Source organism: Ensifer adhaerens (genome assembly GCF_002940685.1).
GTDB lineage: Bacteria > Pseudomonadota > Alphaproteobacteria > Rhizobiales > Rhizobiaceae > Ensifer > Ensifer adhaerens_E.
The window spans coordinates 1-13,213 of sequence record NZ_PNFP01000024.1 but is presented as its reverse complement, the minus strand read 5'-3'; the positions used below and the strand labels follow the sequence as shown (position 1 = coordinate 13,213).

10 protein-coding genes are annotated in these 13,213 nt (G+C 64.1%); 5 read left to right on the top strand and 5 right to left on the bottom strand.

Translation table 11 applies throughout. The features are described 5' to 3' along the window. Nucleotide 1: 1 nt before the first annotated feature. Nucleotides 2-541 (top strand): hypothetical protein, encoded by a 540-nt coding sequence (locus C1A35_RS32060; RefSeq protein ID WP_104668282.1) that lies wholly within the window; start codon nucleotides 2-4, stop codon nucleotides 539-541. On the opposite strand, the gene C1A35_RS32055 is transcribed toward C1A35_RS32060, so the two are convergent. The 5 genes from C1A35_RS32055 to C1A35_RS32035 form a co-directional block, all read right to left on the bottom strand. Beyond that, a complete protein-coding gene (locus tag C1A35_RS32055) occupies nucleotides 522-1,784 on the bottom strand; it encodes a hypothetical protein (RefSeq protein WP_104668281.1) in 1,263 nt (420 codons plus the stop codon). The genes C1A35_RS32060 and C1A35_RS32055 overlap by 20 nt on opposite strands. Nucleotides 1,785-1,866: 82 nt before the next feature. After that, nucleotides 1,867-4,005, bottom strand: coding sequence for a methylmalonyl-CoA mutase (scpA, locus tag C1A35_RS32050; protein WP_104668280.1), 2,139 nt, complete (start codon nucleotides 4,003-4,005; stop codon nucleotides 1,867-1,869). A 171-nt stretch (nucleotides 4,006-4,176) separates the two neighbouring features. After that, complete coding sequence (locus tag C1A35_RS32045; protein WP_104668279.1) at nucleotides 4,177-6,180, bottom strand: acetyl-CoA carboxylase biotin carboxylase subunit; 2,004 nt, start codon at nucleotides 6,178-6,180, stop codon at nucleotides 4,177-4,179. 24 nt (nucleotides 6,181-6,204) lie between these two features. Next, nucleotides 6,205-6,498, bottom strand: coding sequence for a hypothetical protein (locus C1A35_RS32040; RefSeq protein ID WP_234823092.1), 294 nt, complete (start codon nucleotides 6,496-6,498; stop codon nucleotides 6,205-6,207). A gap of 8 nt (nucleotides 6,499-6,506) precedes the next feature. Further along, nucleotides 6,507-8,039, bottom strand: a complete 1,533-nt coding sequence (locus C1A35_RS32035) for an acyl-CoA carboxylase subunit beta (protein WP_104668278.1) — start codon at nucleotides 8,037-8,039, stop codon at nucleotides 6,507-6,509. Between the two features lie 158 nt (nucleotides 8,040-8,197). On the opposite strand from C1A35_RS32035, the gene C1A35_RS32030 reads away from it, so the two are divergent. The 4 genes from C1A35_RS32030 (at nucleotide 8,198) to mmsB (ending at nucleotide 12,992) form a co-directional block, all read left to right on the top strand. Continuing rightward, entirely contained in the window at nucleotides 8,198-9,616 is a 1,419-nt protein-coding gene (locus C1A35_RS32030; RefSeq protein WP_104668277.1) for a helix-turn-helix domain-containing protein, read from the top strand. A gap of 197 nt (nucleotides 9,617-9,813) precedes the next feature. Then, complete coding sequence (locus tag C1A35_RS32025; protein ID WP_199773086.1) at nucleotides 9,814-10,956, top strand: isobutyryl-CoA dehydrogenase; 1,143 nt, start codon at nucleotides 9,814-9,816, stop codon at nucleotides 10,954-10,956. Nucleotides 10,957-10,979: 23 nt separating this feature from the next. Continuing rightward, complete coding sequence (locus tag C1A35_RS32020) at nucleotides 10,980-12,038, top strand: enoyl-CoA hydratase/isomerase family protein (protein WP_104668276.1); 1,059 nt, start codon at nucleotides 10,980-10,982, stop codon at nucleotides 12,036-12,038. Between the two features lie 57 nt (nucleotides 12,039-12,095). Further along, nucleotides 12,096-12,992, top strand: coding sequence for a 3-hydroxyisobutyrate dehydrogenase (gene mmsB / locus C1A35_RS32015; RefSeq protein WP_104668275.1), 897 nt, complete (start codon nucleotides 12,096-12,098; stop codon nucleotides 12,990-12,992). Nucleotides 12,993-13,213: the final 221 nt, after the last annotated feature.

Sequence of the window (13,213 nt, the reverse complement as noted above, 5' to 3'; positions counted from 1 at the left end):
CATGAGCGAGAAGCGCACCTTCTGGACCTGTCTTGTGGCGCTGATCGTCGTGCTGCCGCTCGCCTTCGTCGTCCGCGCCTGGGAGAGCCTGCGCGAGAGCCAATGGCTGGCGATACACAAGGTGGACATTGTCGCCGAGGATGGCGCGCCGCAGGCCTTCGCCGGCGGGCAGTGGAAGCTTCTGGACATGAGACGCCTGCCGCGCAGCGACGATGCGCGCATCATTCTCGCCGAATTCGAGGCATCGCCGACCGACCCCGCAATCTTGTCGCAAGGCGCCTGCCGCGTCCGGCTGGTCGACGGCAAGGGGCGTCGCTTCGAACCCGTGGCGCTCGCCGAGCCGGCCGTGCGCAAGATGTATCCGGAGGTGGCGGATCGTCCGCGCTGCGGTGCGCTTGCGTTTACCGATGCCAAGGGCGGCGCCGCGGTTCGCATGGCCGAGAGCTTCATCGTTCCGGCGGAGGCGCGGGACCTTTCGCTCCGGATTGAGTTTCCAGGCGCCAGCGAAGAGACGCTGGTCTTCAGGTGGACGCGTAGCTGACATCGGCCTTTTCGGCCTGACGGGACACGGCGTGCTCAAGCATCGCCGCCAGCAGGGTGATACGCAGCGCGTCGAGCAGGATGCCGCCGTTGAGATCGCTGGGACTGCCGATGAAAAGGCTCAAGGCGTCGACGACGACCTGCCAGCTCGCCAGATCGCCCACGCCTAGCGTCCGTGTTGCCGCGTACCAGATCCAGGCGCCGAGCCAGGCAAAGGCGTTGTAGGCGATAATGAAGGCAAAAAGTGCTGCAAGCCCCGAGCCGAGCGTCAGCTTTAGGCAGGTCCAGATCGGCGCGTAGCGGGAACGATAATCGCTGAGGAAGTGGTCGAGAAAATCGGCAATCCATTTGCGAAGGGTCCGAGAGCGGCGAGGGCCGAGTGGTGACGGTTTCGTGCGCGGTGCTGCGCTTGAGAGCTCGTAGCCGTTGATAATGGCCGCCATGACCAGCCAGATGATCGGAAGGAGCGCGTAGAAGAACAGGCTCTCGGCCTGTGCGCCCCAATCGGGGCTTCTCAGTTCCACCGGGACGAAGGTCTCGGCGGCATGGGCGATGCCGCTGAAGGAGAGGCCATTCATGCTCAGGAGCTTGCCGGCCCCGAGCCAGGTGATGAACTGGTCCTTCCAGATGGACAGGCCATAGAGGCCGATGAAAATCCAGCTTGCGTCGGCCGCTACGACCAGCAGCCGCCAGAAGGGCGCTTCGCTCAGCTTGCTCATGCGTTTTGCGCCCCAGCGCACCAGCCAGCAGAGTGCGATCGACACAAGGACGCCGTGCGATCCCAGGATGTCGAAGAAGTCGGACTTTTCGCCGAAGGCTACGGCATGAAGCGCCGAGCGCGAGTATTCGCGCACGGTATCGCCCAGGAAGCCCCAGGCGGCATAATAGGCGAAGAACGGCAGAATGGCGGCGGCGGTAACGGCGAGCAGCCGGCGGTCGGGTGTCTGCGCTGCTGTCCCGACACGGGCGGTGGCCGGTTGCTGTCGGAGGGCCTCGAGCGCCGGCAAGCCGGGGCGAAGGACCATGAACATGAGAACGATGACGACGAGCTTTGCCAGGACGACGAAGGAGAGCGTCACCATGCCGCCGAGCGGATGCTGCAGCCCGATCCAGACCGCCGCGCGCATCAGGAGATCATGCGCGATGGCGCCGCAGGCGCCGATCAGCAGAAGCTGCGGCCAGAAGCGGGCGAGGAGGCGCCCCATCAGGGCGAAGGGTCCGAAGACTTCGGCGATCGATGTCATGTCGACACCATAGTTGCGCCGGCCACCGACGACAACCGCACGGGACAGGCGGAGAGACGAAGTCCCTCCGCCTCGCCCTCTATCAGATGTTGCGCCGCTTTCCCTCGATCAGGTCGAGCACGGCGCGGGCGGCATCGAGCACATTGGTGCCGGGGCCGAAGACGGCCGACACGCCGTTCTCCATCAGGTAGTCGTAGTCCTGGCGCGGGATGACACCGCCGCAGATGACGATGACATCCTCGCCGCCGCGCTTCTTCAGCGCTTCGGCAAGCTGCGGCATCAGCGTCTTGTGGCCCGCCGCCAGCGAGGAGACGCCGATCACATTGACCTTGCTCGCGAGCGCCATGTCGGCGGCTTCCTCCGGGGTCTGGAACAGTGGGCCCGCGAGCACGTCGAAGCCGATGTCGCCAAAGGCCGACGCGATAACCTTGGCGCCACGGTCGTGGCCGTCCTGGCCGAGCTTGGCGACCATGATCTTCGGCTTGCGGCCGAGTTTCGCCGAGACCTCGTCGAGGCGACCGGACAGCACCTCGAGTTCCGGCTCGCCCTCATAGGCCTTGCCGTAGATCTTGCTGACCACCTTGGGGGTGGCTGCGTGATCGCCGAACGCTCCACGCATCGCATCGGAGATTTCGCCGACGGTGGCGCGCGCCCGCGCCGCCTCGACGGCGGCGGCAAGCAGGTTGCCTTCGCCAGTCGCGGCGACCTCAGAAAGGGCAGCGAGGGTCTTCGTCACCTCGGCGCTGTTGCGTCGCCGTTTCGTCTCCTCGATCCGGCGGATCTGGGCGGCGCGCACGGCGCTGTTGTCGATTTCCAGGATGTCGATCGGTTCCTCGTTGTCGAGGCGATACTTGTTGACCCCGACGATGATCTCCTCGCCCTTGTCGACGGCGGCCTGTCGCCGGGTCGCCGCCTCCTCGATCAGCCGCTTCGGCAGGCCGGCATTGACCGCACGGGTCATGCCGCCCATCGCCTCGACCTCCTCGATCAGCGCCCATGCCTTATCGGCGAGTTCGTTCGTCAGGCTCTCGACATAGTAGGAACCGGCGAGCGGATCGACGACCTTGGTGACGCCGGTCTCGTGCTGCAGGATCAACTGCGTGTTGCGGGCGATGCGCGCCGAAAACTCCGTCGGCAGGGCGATTGCCTCGTCGAAGGAATTGGTGTGCAGCGATTGCGTGCCGCCGAGGGCAGCGGACATTGCCTCAAACGCGGTGCGGATGATGTTGTTATAGGGATCCTGCTCCTGCAGCGAGACGCCCGAAGTCTGGCAATGGGTGCGCAACATCAGCGACGACGGCTTCTTCGGCTCGAACTCCTTCATGATACGGGTCCACAGCAGCCGCGCCGCCCGAAGTTTCGCCGCCTCCATGAAGAAGTTCATGCCGATTGCAAAGAAGAAGGAAAGCCGGCCGGCGAACTCGTCGACGTTCAGCCCTTTGGCAAGGGCCGCGCGCACATATTCGCGTCCGTCTGCAAGCGTGAAGGCAAGCTCCTGCACCAGCGTCGCGCCCGCTTCCTGCATGTGGTAGCCGGAAATCGAGATCGAGTTGAACTTCGGCATCTCTCTCGCCGTGTACTCGATGATATCGGCGACGATGCGCATCGAGGGTTCCGGCGGATAGATGTAGGTGTTGCGGACCATGAACTCCTTGAGGATGTCGTTCTGGATGGTGCCTGAGAGCTTGTCGCGCGAAACGCCCTGTTCCTCGCCCGCGACGATGAAGGAGGCCAGAATCGGGATGACCGCGCCGTTCATCGTCATCGACACCGACATCTCCTCGAGCGGAATGCCGTCGAAGAGGATCTTCATGTCCTCGACCGAGTCGATCGCCACACCCGCCTTGCCGACATCGCCCTCGACGCGCGGATGATCGCTGTCGTAGCCGCGGTGGGTCGCAAGGTCGAAGGCGACCGAGAGGCCCTTCTGCCCAGCCGCAAGGTTCTTTCGATAAAAGGCGTTCGAGGCCTCGGCCGTCGAGAAACCGGCATACTGGCGGATCGTCCAGGGACGGCCGGCATACATCGTCGCCCGCGGGCCGCGCACGAAGGGTTCGAAGCCCGGGAGTGACGAGAGGTGATCGATGCCACCGAGATCGTCCGCCGTATAGAGCGGCTTCACCGCGATACCCTCGGGCGTCTGCCAGGTGAGGCTTTCCGGCGTTGCCTTGAGCTCGCGCTCGGCAAGCGTTTCCCAGTCCTTGATGGTCTTTTGGCTCATCGCTAGCTCCTTGCCCGAAAAGGGCGCCTTCCTCGCCTCATCCCTGTGCTTGTCACAGGGATCCAGCCACGCGAAGTCCTTCGCGTGAAAGACTGAATTCTCCGCGTCGCAGACGCGACGCTGCTGGATTCCTGTGACAAGCACAGGAGTGAGGACGGCTATGACAGGTCGTCACTCGAATTCCATGATCAGTTCGTCGACCGCGAGGCTGGCGCCGGCTGTGACGGCCACGCGTTTGACCACGGCCTTCTTCTCGGCGCGCAGGATGTTCTCCATCTTCATCGCCTCGACCACCGCAAGCGCCTGCCCTGCCTCGACCGTGTCGCCCGCCTTGACGGTGACCGAGGTGATGACACCGGGCATCGGGCAAAGCAGCATGCGCGACGTATCCGGCGGCAGCTTCTTCGGCATCAATCGCGCCAGTTCGGCAACGCGCGGGCTCCTGACGCGTGTGATGACGTCGATGCCGCGCCAGCGAAGCCGAATGGCGGTGTCGACCAGATCGACCTTGATGCTCAACGGCTCATTGTCGATGTTGAAGGTGGCAAGCGTGCGACCGGGCGCCCAGTCGCCGGCGATGGTCACCGATGCACCATCGGCAAAGCGCACATAGGAGCCGTCAGCGGACGAACCGGCCGACACGGCGAGATCGTGATCGGCGAGGCTGACCACCCAATCATGGCCGACGACGCGGCGGTGGTTGCCGATCGTGCCGGAAATCTGGCTGGCGCGCTCCTGCAGCACCTGATTGATCGAGACCGCAATGGCGGCGAGCTTGCGCAGCGACGGCGCATCGGCCGCGACGCCGTGGAATCCGTCTGCGAACTCTTCGGCGATATAGGCGGTCGTCAGTCGGCCCTCGCGGAAGCGCTGCTGCTGCATGACGGCTGAAAGGAACGGCAGGTTGTGGCCGATGCCTTCCACCTCGAACCGATCGAGCGCATCGGCCATGGCTTCCACCGCCGCCTGCCGGTCCGGTCCCCAGGTGCAGAGCTTGGCGATCATCGGGTCGTAGAACATCGAGATCTCGCCGCCCTCGAAGACGCCGGTGTCGTTGCGCGTCACGGTTCCGTCGTCGCGCTTGCCTTCGGCCGGCGGCCGATAGCGCGTCAGCCGGCCGATCGAAGGCAGGAAGTTGCGGTAGGGATCTTCGGCGTAAAGCCGGCTTTCGATGGCCCAGCCATTGAGCTTCACGTCGTCCTGGCCGAAGGCGAGCTTTTCGCCGCCAGCAACCCGGATCATCTGCTCGACGAGATCGAGCCCGGTGATGAGCTCGGTGACCGGATGCTCCACCTGCAGGCGGGTGTTCATCTCGAGGAAGTAGAAATTGCGCTTGCCGTCGACGATGAATTCGACGGTGCCGGCCGAATGGTAGCCGACGGCCCTGGCGAGCGCGACCGCCTGTTCGCCCATGGCCTTGCGGGTCTCGGCGTCGAGGAAGGGCGAGGGGGCCTCCTCGATGACCTTCTGGTTGCGCCGCTGGATCGAGCATTCGCGCTCTCCGAGGTAGAGCGTGTTGCCGTGCTTGTCGCCGAGCACCTGGATCTCGATGTGGCGCGGCTCGGTGACGAATTTCTCGATGAAGATGCGGTCGTCGCCAAACGCGTTCTTCGCCTCGTTCTTCGACGACTGAAAGCCCTCGCGTGCCTCCTGGTCGTTCCAGGCGATGCGCATGCCCTTGCCGCCGCCGCCGGCAGACGCCTTGATCATCACGGGATAGCCGATCGATGCGGCGATCCGGACGGCTTCGTCCGCATCCTCGATCAGGCCCATATGCCCCGGAACCGTGGAAACGCCGGCCTCGGCCGCGAGCTTCTTGGAGGTGATCTTGTCGCCCATCGCCTGGATGGCACCAACAGGCGGGCCGATAAAGGCGACGCCCTCCTTCTCGAGCGCTTCGGCGAACGCGGCGTTCTCCGAGAGGAAGCCATAGCCCGGATGAACGGCGTCGGCGCCGGTCCTGCGGATCGCGTCGATGATCTTGTTGATGACGATATAGGACTGAGCCGAAGGCGAGGGGCCGATATGCACGGCCTCGTCCGCCATGCGCACATGCATCGCGTCACGGTCGGCGTCGGAATAGACCGCGACCGTTGCAATGCCCAGCTTTTTCGCAGTCTTGATGACGCGGCAGGCGATTTCACCACGGTTGGCGATGAGGATTTTCTTGAACATCTGTTTCTCTTTCAAATCCTGGCGTCAGCGTTTGAACTTGCGGCGGTAAGGCAGAAGCGCGATCGAGGAGGCGGCGGCAGCACCGCCGAAAAGCAGCGCGAAGGGCACGACGACCATGAGCGTGGCGAGCACCGGGCTCGTCGAGCGGACGATATGGGTGCCGACCGCGCCGATATTGAGCCAGATCAGCGCAGCCGCGGTGATAGCCCCGATCGCAACGCCGATCAGTGCATTGATGGTCATGTAGCGTAGCATCTGCCAGTGGTCGCGACGGGCCTCTTCCGGCGTCATGATGCGCTCCGGCTCCCGTTCCATCATCGCCTCCATTAGAGCGGGATCGTGTCGTGCTTGCGCCAGCGCAGATCGACCTGCTTGTTGCGCAGCGATGCGAAGGCGCGCGCGATGCGGCGGCGCGACGAATGCGGCATGATCACCTCGTCGATGAAGCCACGCTCTGCCGCCACGAACGGATTGGCAAAGCGCTCTTCGTATTCCTTGGTGCGCGCCGCGATCTTGTCGGCGTCGCCGAGTTCGGAGCGGTAGAGGATTTCGGTCGCGCCCTTTGCGCCCATCACGGCGATCTCGGCGGTCGGCCAGGCATAGTTGACGTCAGCGCCGATGTGCTTGGAGGCCATGACGTCATAGGCGCCGCCATAGGCCTTGCGGGTAATCAGCGTCACCATCGGCACGGTCGCCTGGCTGTAGGCAAAGAGCAGCTTGGCGCCATGCTTGATGACGCCGCCATATTCCTGGGCGGTGCCGGGCAGGAAGCCGGGCACGTCGACCAGCGTCAGGATCGGGATCGAGAAGGCGTCGCAGAAGCGCACGAAGCGCGCGGCCTTGCGCGAACTGTCGATGTCGAGGCAGCCGGCGAGCACCATCGGCTGGTTGGCGACGACGCCGACCGTCTGGCCCTCCATGCGGATGAAGCCGGTGATGATGTTCTTGGCGAAGCTCTGCTGCAGTTCGAAGAAATCGCCCTCGTCGGCAAGCGCCAGGATCAGCTCCTTCATGTCATAGGGTTTGGTGGCGCTGTCGGGGATCAGGCTGTCGAGGCGCATTTCGAGCCGCGACGGATCGTCGTGGAACGGGCGGACCGGCGGCTTTTCGCGGTTGTTGAGCGGCAGGAAATCGAAGAGCAGGCGGGTGGCCTCGAGCGCCTCGATGTCGTTTTCATAGGCGCCGTCGGCGACCGAAGATTTCGAGGTGTGCGTGCGCGCTCCGCCGAGTTCTTCCGCCGTGACGATCTCGTTCGTCACGGTCTTCACGACGTCTGGCCCGGTGACGAACATGTAGGAGCTATCGCGGACCATGAAGATGAAGTCGGTCATGGCGGGCGAATAGACGGCGCCACCGGCGCAGGGGCCCATGATGACAGAGATCTGCGGAATGACGCCCGAGGCCTCGGCATTGCGGCGGAAGACCTCGGCATAACCGGCAAGCGACGCCACGCCTTCCTGAATGCGGGCGCCGCCACTGTCGTTGAGGCCGATCACCGGCGCGCCGTTTCTGACCGCCATATCCATGATCTTGCAGATCTTCTGCGCATGGGTTTCCGACAGGGAGCCGCCGAGCACCGTGAAGTCCTGGGAAAAGACATAGACCTGACGGCCGTTGATCGTGCCCCAGCCGGTGACGACGCCGTCGCCGGCGACCTTCTGGCTCTCCATGCCGAAATCGACGCAGCGGTGCGTCACATACATGTCGTATTCTTCGAAGGAGCCGTCATCGAGCAGCACCTCGATGCGTTCGCGCGCCGTCAGCTTGCCCTTGCCGTGCTGCGCGTCGATGCGCCGCTGGCCGCCGCCGGCTCTTGCTTCCGCCCGCCGGGCTTCGACCTGTTCTAGTATGGCGCGCATGGTGCCCTCCGGTTCTTTCTCAGTGCTCAATTTTTCAACAATTGTGCAGAGGCGCTTGTCGCTTCGCAATAGCGTCGAAGGGTGGATGGAAAAACGTCTCTTCATGTGCAAATGTGAAATAGAGAAATTTGTGAAACGTAAATTGCAAAGTTGCAAACATGGCGATCGGCAAGCTCTATATCGGCCGCAAGGTCAGGGAACTGCGGGAGGCGAACAGGGCAACGCAGGGCCAGTTCGCTGAGCGCATCGGTATTTCCACCAGCTATCTCAACCAGATCGAGAACAACCAGCGGCCGGTTTCGGCCGCGGTGCTTCTGGCGCTCGCCGAAAAATTCCAGATCGACATCGCCGAGCTTTCGACCGGGGAAGGAGATCGTTTGCTCTCCGCGCTCTCGGAAGCGCTCAGCGATCCGCTGTTCGAGAGCTATTCGGCAAGCCTGCAGGAGCTGAAGCTCGTCGCGCAGAACGCGCCGGGGCTGGCGCATGCGCTGATCACCTGCCACCAGGCCTATCGCCGCAACAGCGAGCAACTTGCGAGCATCGACGACACGATCGGCCGCGGCGGCCCCTTCGTCGAAACGACGCCTTACGAAGAGGTGCGCGACTTCTTCCACTTCGTCGACAACTACATTCACGAGATCGATATCCTCGCGGAGCGCTTGGCAAGCGAACTCGGGCTCGGCGAGGGCGACAATCATGCGGCACTTGCAAGCTATCTGGAGCAGCGCCACGGGGTCCGGGTGGTGCGCGGTGCCGCCGGCGACGAGGCGATCCGACGCTTCGATCCGCGCGCCCGCATCCTGACGCTCAACCCTTACGCGCCGGCGGCGACGCGCGATTTCCAGATCGCCCTGCAGATCGCCCAGCTCCACGCCCGCGAGGAGATCGACCGGGTGGCCGGCAGTGCCGGTTTCCGCACGGAAGAGGCCTATGAGATCTGTCGCATCGGCCTGCAGAACTACTTCGCCGGCGCCCTGATCCTGCCCTACCAGGCCTTCCTAAAGGCCGCCCGCGACTTGCGTCACGACATCGAACTGCTCGCCGCCCGCTTCGGTGCCTCGCTGGAGCAGGTCTGCCATCGCCTCTCGACCCTGCAACGGCCGGGGCAGAAGGGCATTCCGATCTTTTTCGCCCGCATCGACCGTGCCGGCAACATCACCAAGCGCCACAGCGCGGCGAAGCTGCAATTCGCCCGCTTCGGCGCCGCCTGTCCGCTCTGGAACGTGCATCAGGCCTTCGAAACGCCGGGCCGGATCATCCGCCAGCTGGCCGAGACGCCGGATGGTGTCCGCTACCTCTGTCTCGCCACCCAGATCACCAAGGGCGGTGGCGGGTTCCGTGCCGCGCAGCCGCGTTATGCGCTGGCGCTCGGCTGCGAGGTCTCCTACGCCGATGCCTTCGTCTATGCCGACGACATGGATCTCGGCAACCGCGCGGCCTTCGATCCGATCGGCATTTCCTGTCGCATCTGCGAGCGGACGAAATGCGCGAGCCGCGCAGTGCCGCCTTTGAAGCGTCGCCTGATCGTGGATCATGACTTACGCGGCGCTCTGCCGTATCGTCTAAGCGAGAGCTGATCGGGGTCGTCTGTTCGTTTTTGAACAGGGCCTGTGAGAAGTTGCATATGGGCGTGTGCGAAGTTTGGTGTAACTAGGCCTTCATCGCCTGTAGCGCGGCGCGTCACATGAGACGCGCAAAGGTCGCTGTAGCACTTTGAATGGTTGCAGGTTTCAAGCAAACCTGCAGCCGGTATGCGGTCAGGGAGGACATGCATATGGATTTTCGCCTGTCGGAGGAACAGGAGGCCATTCGTCAGATGGCGCTCGATTTCGCCCGCGACGAGATTGCCCCGCACGCGATCGACTGGGATCAGCAGAAGCATTTTCCGGTCGACACGCTGCGCGGCGCCGCAGCGCTCGGCATGGCCGGCATCTACGTGCGCGACGATGTCGGCGGCACGGGCCTGACGCGGCTCGACGCCGCCATCATCATCGAGGCGCTGGCGACCGGCTGCCCGGCCGTCGCCTCGTTCATGTCGATCCACAACATGTGCGCCGGCATGATCGACCGCTACGGCACGGACGAGCAGCGGCAACGGCTGCTGCCGAAGCTTTTGACCATGGACGTGCTTGCGAGCTACTGCCTTACCGAGCCCGGTTCCGGCTCGGATGCGGCGGCGTTGAAGACCAAAGCGGTCAAGGACGGCAATGATTATGTCCTGACCGGCCAGAAGCAGTTCATCTCCGGTGCCGGCGAATCCGGTCTTTACGTGATCATGGCGCGAACCGGCGAGGATGGCCCCAAGGGCATTTCGACCTTCATCGTCGAGAAGGACACCCCTGGCCTGACCTTCGGCGCCAACGAGAAGAAGATGGGCTGGCATGTGCAGCCGACCCGGGCCGTGATGCTCGACGGCGTGCGGGTTCCGGCGAAAAATCGGCTGGGCGGAGAGGGCGACGGCTTCAAGATCGCCATGGGCGGGCTCGATGGCGGGCGGCTGAACATTGCTGCCGCCTCGCTCGGCGGCGCTCAATCCGCCTTCGAAAGGGCGCTCGCCTACGTTCAGGAACGCCGCGCCTTCGGCAAAGCGATCGGCGAATTCCAGGCCCTGCAGTTCCGTCTCGCCGACATGGCGACCGATCTCGAAATCGCCCGAACCTTCCTCTGGCGCGCCGCCTCGGCGCTCGATGCCGGCGACGCGGAGGCAACCAAGCTCTGCGCCATGGCCAAGCGCTTCGTCACCGACCGCTGCTTCGCCGTCGCCAACGACGCGCTGCAACTTCATGGCGGCTACGGCTATCTCGCCGATTATGGCGTCGAGAAGATTGTCAGGGACCTGCGGGTGCACCAGATCCTCGAGGGCACCAACGAGATCATGCGCCTGATCGTTGCGCGCTCGCTCATCGGCCGGAAGTAGGTCGGACCAGGGAAGGACCATTCATGGAAATGCAGACGCCAGCGCCGGAAGTCATCGTCGAGCGGCAGGGGGCGCTTGGCCGGATAAGGCTCAACCGGACACGCGCGCTCAACAGCCTCAACGTGCCGATGATCCGGTTGATCGCGGCCGCTCTCACCGAATTCGAGAACGACCCGGCGGTGGCCGCCGTGCTCGTGACCGGCGAGGGCGAGCGCGGGCTTTGCGCCGGCGGCGATATCCGCATGATCTATGAGAGCGGCCGCGTGCGGCCGGAGGAGGGCGCGCAGTTCTGGCGCGAGGAGTTCGTCGTCAACAGCCGCATCTGCGCCTTCGCCAAGCCCTATGTCGCCATCATGGACGGCATCGTCATGGGCGGTGGCGTCGGGATTTCTGCCCATGGCAGCCATCGCATCGTTACCGAGCGGACGCGGCTTGCTATGCCGGAAACCGGCATCGGCTATTTCCCGGATGTCGGCGCCACCTGGCTTTTGCCGAAGGCGCCGGGCGAGTTTGGCACCTATCTCGGTCTGACGGGCCGGGATATCGTTGCCGCAGACGCGATCCATGCCCGCCTTGCCGACAGCTTTGTTGCTTCGGACACGCTGGAGGCGCTGATCGCGGATCTGGCCGCACTGCAGCCGGCCGCGGGCAGTTCCGATGTTGACCGGGCCATCGCCAGGCGCGCGTCTGCAGCGCCGGCAACGCCGCTTCAACACCACCTTGACCTCATCGATCGCTGCTTTGCCTTCGACACGGTTGAAGAAATTCTGGCGGCGCTTACGGCTGACGGCTCCGATTTCGCCAGGGAGACGCTTGCGCTCCTCAACGCCCGCTCCGCACTCAGCATGAAGCTGACGCTCGATCTCCTGCGCGCCGGCCGCCGCAGCGCGTCGCTGAACGAATGCCTCGAACGGGAATATTCTGCGACGCTCGGAATGCTCGCCAATCCCGACTTCTACGAGGGCGTGCGTGCCGCAGTCATCGACAAGGACCGCAATCCGAAATGGTCGGTGAGCTTGGCCGACGTCACGCCCGCGATGCTCGCGCGGTTTGCGAACAAGGATCACCCGCCGCTGTTCTAGCGCCGGAGGATGGGCGCCCTTTCGGCCTGGTCGAGTTTCAATGCGAGGAGGAATGACATGACGAAGATCGCCTTTATCGGGCTTGGCAATATGGGCGGGCCGATGGCTGCCAATCTGGTGAAGGCGGGCCACACGGTCACCGGCTTCGACCTGTCGGAAGCTTCGCGCAATGCCGCGGCAAAGACCGGTGTCTCCGTCGCCGGCTCGATTGCACATGCGGTGCGCGGCGCCGAATGCGTGATCACCATGCTGCCGGCCGGTGCCCATGTTCTCTACGTCTGGGATGAGCTTCTCGGCTTCGTCGATCCCGGCACGCTGCTGATCGACAGTTCGACGATCGACGTCGACAGCGCCCGCAAGGCGCATGCGCTCGCCGAAAAGATCGGCTGCCCCTCTCTCGACGCGCCGGTCTCCGGCGGAACCGGCGGAGCTTCGGCCGGAACGCTGACCTTCATGGTCGGCGGCGGCGACGAGGCATTCTCGCGCGGCAAGCCTCTGCTCGATGCCATGGGCAAGAAGATCGTCCATTGCGGTGGAACCGGCGCGGGGCAGGCGGCAAAGATCTGCAACAACATGATCCTCGGCATTTCCATGGCCGGCGTCTGCGAAGCCTTCGTTCTGGCCGAGCGCCTCGGCCTGTCGCATCAGGCATTGTTCGACGTTGCCTCGACCTCGTCCGGTCAGTGCTGGTCGCTGACGAGCTATTGCCCGGTCCCGGGGCCGGTTGCGACCTCGCCTGCCAACAACGACTACAAGCCGGGTTTTGCCGCGAGCCTGATGCTGAAGGATCTGAAGCTGTCGCAGCAGGCCGCAAGCGCCGCCGGCGCGTCGACGCCGATGGGCGCTCAGGCAGCCCAGCTCTATTCGATGTTCGAGAAACTCGGCCATGGCGGCGAAGACTTTTCCGCTCTGATCCGGCTGCTGCGCGGCAATGATGAGGCAAAGGCCGGCTGATCCGACTGTGGCGGCGATTTTCGCCCGTCGAACCGGGCGAAAATCTGCCGTTCATGGCTGTGAATAGAATTTATATCGCATTTTCAATGTGTTATGGAATTTCTATCGAGGTCGCAAAAATCCCTGTTGACGTCTGCGAGGTGTGGGGTCTATAAGCCCGATCACTGACGAGGGCGGCGGCGCTGCTGGCGACGACGACCTTCGCTCTAGAGTTTCCTGGT

What these genes read in the sequence shown, in the direction of transcription:
- C1A35_RS32060 (WP_104668282.1), top strand. Translation starts at nt 2, where the DNA reads ATGAGCGAGAAGCGCACCTTCTGGACCTGTCTTGTGGCGCTGATCGTC.
- scpA (WP_104668280.1), bottom strand. Translation starts at nt 4,005, where the DNA reads ATGAGCCAAAAGACCATCAAGGACTGGGAAACGCTTGCCGAGCGCGAG.
- C1A35_RS32030 (WP_104668277.1), top strand. Translation starts at nt 8,198, where the DNA reads ATGGCGATCGGCAAGCTCTATATCGGCCGCAAGGTCAGGGAACTGCGG.
- mmsB (WP_104668275.1), top strand. Translation starts at nt 12,096, where the DNA reads ATGACGAAGATCGCCTTTATCGGGCTTGGCAATATGGGCGGGCCGATG.
- C1A35_RS32040 (WP_234823092.1), bottom strand. Translation starts at nt 6,498, where the DNA reads ATGATGGAACGGGAGCCGGAGCGCATCATGACGCCGGAAGAGGCCCGT.
- C1A35_RS32020 (WP_104668276.1), top strand. Translation starts at nt 10,980, where the DNA reads ATGGAAATGCAGACGCCAGCGCCGGAAGTCATCGTCGAGCGGCAGGGG.
- C1A35_RS32055 (WP_104668281.1), bottom strand. Translation starts at nt 1,784, where the DNA reads ATGACATCGATCGCCGAAGTCTTCGGACCCTTCGCCCTGATGGGGCGC.
- C1A35_RS32035 (WP_104668278.1), bottom strand. Translation starts at nt 8,039, where the DNA reads ATGCGCGCCATACTAGAACAGGTCGAAGCCCGGCGGGCGGAAGCAAGA.
- C1A35_RS32025 (WP_199773086.1), top strand. Translation starts at nt 9,814, where the DNA reads ATGGATTTTCGCCTGTCGGAGGAACAGGAGGCCATTCGTCAGATGGCG.
- C1A35_RS32045 (WP_104668279.1), bottom strand. Translation starts at nt 6,180, where the DNA reads ATGTTCAAGAAAATCCTCATCGCCAACCGTGGTGAAATCGCCTGCCGC.